Source organism: Corallococcus sicarius, from assembly GCF_003611735.1.
Taxonomy (GTDB): domain Bacteria; phylum Myxococcota; class Myxococcia; order Myxococcales; family Myxococcaceae; genus Corallococcus; species Corallococcus sicarius.
The window spans coordinates 1-1,975 of record NZ_RAWG01000595.1 but is presented as its reverse complement, the minus strand read 5'-3'; the positions used below and the strand labels follow the sequence as shown (position 1 = coordinate 1,975).

At 70.9% G+C, this 1,975-nt stretch carries 2 protein-coding genes; both read right to left on the bottom strand.

Translation table 11 applies throughout. The annotated features are described in order from the left end of the window. Positions 1–149: 149 nt before the first annotated feature. Complete coding sequence (locus D7X12_RS41055; RefSeq protein WP_120630530.1) at positions 150–1,535, bottom strand: sigma 54-interacting transcriptional regulator; 1,386 nt, start codon at positions 1,533–1,535, stop codon at positions 150–152. A 101-nt stretch (positions 1,536–1,636) separates the two neighbouring features. Continuing rightward, positions 1,637–1,837 (bottom strand): hypothetical protein, encoded by a 201-nt coding sequence (locus D7X12_RS41050; protein WP_120610239.1) that lies wholly within the window; start codon positions 1,835–1,837, stop codon positions 1,637–1,639. Positions 1,838–1,975: the final 138 nt, after the last annotated feature.

Below are 1,975 nucleotides of genomic sequence, written 5' to 3'. Positions count from 1 at the left end.
TCCCCATTCCCTGGCGCATGGCACCCTCCTCGCGTGGGTCGCTTGCGAACATGGGCCGCCCCCCAGGCGCCGACAAGCGCCCCGGGCAGGGAGTCCCGGCGCAGTGTCACCCCGGCCACGGCGGCCGTGACTCGCGGGGGAGGGGAGGCTTAGTCCGGCCCGGACGCGAGCCCGTGCTTGCGCAGCAGCTTGCGCAGGTAGACGCGGTCGATGCCCGCCTCGCGCGACGCCTTGGACACGTTGCCGCCGCACCGCTCCAGGAGCGTCTTCAAGTAGTCGCGCTCGAAGCCCTCGATGAGGCGCTCCTTCGCTTCCTTGAAGGGCAGATCCAACGCCAGCGACAGCGTGTCCTCGGGGTCCGCGTCCGCGGCGGGGGTCGGCCGGGAGGGCGTCTCCGGCAGGTCCGGCAGCGCGGACTCGCCCAGGCTCACCACCCGGTCCACGACATTGCGCAGCTCGCGCACGTTGCCCGGCCACGGGTACTGGGAGAGCAGGGCGCGCGTCTGGTCCGACAGGGCGCTCGGCGGCTTGCCCATGCGCTCCAGCACGGTGTCGATGAGCAGCGGGATGTCCTCCGGACGCTCGCGCAGGGGCGGCAGCATCGCGCGCAGCACCGCGAGCCGGTGGAAGAGGTCCCCCCGGAAGCGGCCGGCCTTCACCGCGCCCTCCAGGTCCTGGTGCGTGGCGGCCACCACCCGCACGTTCACCGCGCGGTAGTCGTTGGCGCCCACCCGCTTCACCTGCCGGCGCTCCAGCGCGCGCAGGAGCCGGGGCTGCACCTCCAGGGGCAACTCCCCCACCTCGTCCAGGAAGAGGGTGCCCCCGTGCGCGCGCTCGAAGGCGCCCGCGCGGTCCGCCTGCGCCCCGGTGAAGGCGCCCTTCACGTGGCCGAACAGCTCCGACTCCAGGAGCTGCGGCGCCACGCCCGCCAGGTCCACGATGACAAAGGGCCCCTTGGAGCGCGTCCCGTGGGTGTGCAGGGCCTCCGCGCACAGCTCCTTGCCGGTGCCCGTCTCGCCCTGGATGAGCACGTCGGACTCGCCCTGCGCCAGCCGCTCCAGCAGGGTGAACAGCTCCCGCATGCGGCGGCTGGAGCCCACCAGGTTCCCGAAGCGTTCGCGGCTGGACAACGGCATGGCGCGCGCCTTCTCGCCCTCCGGCACCAGCTTCAGCTCCGTGGTGCCCAGCGTGAGCACCGCGCCCGGCCGCACGTCCAGCGTGGTGAAGCGCATGCCCTCGCAGAAGGACCCGTTGCGCGAGCCCACGTCCACCGCCTGGATGCCGTCCTCGCGCACGTCCAGCAGCAGGTGGCTGCGCGACACGGCCCGGTCCGCGATGACGATGTCCGACGCGGGATCCGCCCCCACCCGGTAGCGCCCGGGCGTCAGCGGGTAGCTCTGGCCTGCTTCGGGACCGGACAGCACGAGGAGCCGCACCCGCACCCGCGTCATGCGCAGGGCCGGAAGGGCATCCGTGCGGAGCAGCCGATCTTCCTCCCCGTCCTCGTCTTCGAAGCGCGCCACGGGGCGGACCATAACAGATCGAAATAGAAAGGCCTGCTCTCCCCGCGCGCGTCGGATGGCAGCGCGTGCGGGGGGATCAGGCCTTCAAGAAGCGGTGATGCGGGTGCGGCGTCCTACTGCGCGGCCGGAGGCTTCGCGTGCTTGTAGAACAGCACCAGCGTGTAGCAGTGGAACTCGTTGTCGGAGGACTGGCAGACGACCCGGTCCACGATCTCGAGATCGGAGTTGCTCTTGATCCAGCGGGTGACGTTCTCACCCAACTCTTCCCGCTCCTTGGCCTTCGTAGCGGAGAAGACCTTCACGCCCGTGAACATCGCCTGCCACTCCTTGTGCGGTGGTGAGAAAAGGCTGACCGGGAGTTATCGCACACGCCGTTTCAAGGTGTCAAAAATGCAGCGCCGCAAAAGTGGAGAAGTGCGAGGGGGCGGGGGAGCGCGGCGGGAGCGCGGGAG

Excerpts from the sequence above, each read along its gene's own strand:
- D7X12_RS41055 (WP_120630530.1), bottom strand. The coding sequence starts at position 1,535 with ATGGTCCGCCCCGTGGCGCGCTTCGAAGACGAGGACGGGGAGGAAGAT.
- D7X12_RS41050 (WP_120610239.1), bottom strand. The coding sequence starts at position 1,837 with ATGTTCACGGGCGTGAAGGTCTTCTCCGCTACGAAGGCCAAGGAGCGG.